Genomic DNA, 970 nt, shown 5'->3' with positions numbered 1-970 from the left:
CCGCCGCGCAGGCCCAGGCCGCCCCACTGTCCACCGCCATAAAGGCCGATGTGATAGGTGTCGCTGGAGCCGGAAGAGGCACGATCGTCGACGTCGAAACTGGTGTGGCTGTAGCCGGTCAGCAGGCCAACCCGCCAGGCGTCGCCGATGGCGGTGTCGCCGCCGGCGAGGAAGCCGCCGGTGGAGCGGTCGAGGCCGGCGGCATTGCCGTCGCCGCTCGCCGTGCCCCAGGAGCCGAAAGCTTGCCCCCACACGACGAAACGGCTGGTGTTAGCCTCGACCAGCTCCGGGCCGCCCTCGCCATAAGCCATCACTGGCATGGCGGGAGCGGTGACGTCGCCCATGGCCGCCCGGACTCGGGCGGTAGCGGCATCGGCGACGAAGCGGCTGTCCTCGATCAGCATCCCCTTGGCCGAGGCATGAACCTCGCCCGACGCGGCATCGAGCGCCAGGCGCGCGGCATCCTCGTCGGTCATCAGCAGCATGGCCCATGCAAGCGCATTGCCTTGGCCGAGCCGATCGAGGGCTCCGGCGGTCGCGATCTGGTTGCGGGTGATGGCGACGTTGGCGACCGCAACGTCGTTGCGCGCCAGGGTGAGGCTGATGTCGTTGCCGTCGCCGCCCTGGTAGTTGATGAGATGGTCGAGGAAGAGAAGGTCGTTGAGGTTGCCGACGGAGGCGAAGGTGCCGGCGACATCGGCCGCGCCATTGTTCTGGATGATCGTGTACGGCCCGTTGAGCAGGTTCCAGCTCTCGGCCGTCGCCGGTGTCAGGACCAGGTTGAGCGTCGCGCCTGATATGTCGACCGTGCCGCCGACGATCAATTTGTCGGCCCCGGACGGGGTCGCCTCGACCTCCAGGACGCCATGATTGACATAGTTGCCGCCGACCGTCTGCACGCCGATGGAATTGCCGACGCCATGCGTGCCGAGGATGGTGACATTGCCGCCTATGGTTCCGATGCCGCCAA

Annotated in this window: 1 protein-coding gene; it reads right to left on the bottom strand. The window is 67.6% G+C overall.

Annotated elements, in window-relative coordinates; all coding sequences use genetic code 11:
- Positions 1 to 970: autotransporter outer membrane beta-barrel domain-containing protein (locus EN964_RS35625; RefSeq protein WP_127277533.1), on the bottom strand; the 970-nt coding region annotated here is incomplete at both ends.

Origin of the sequence: Mesorhizobium sp. M7A.F.Ca.CA.001.10.2.1, assembly GCF_003998575.1 — a bacterium.
Lineage (GTDB): Bacteria > Pseudomonadota > Alphaproteobacteria > Rhizobiales > Rhizobiaceae > Mesorhizobium.
Note: the sequence above shows the minus strand (reverse complement) of the source record. Positions and strands in the feature narration are given on the sequence as shown.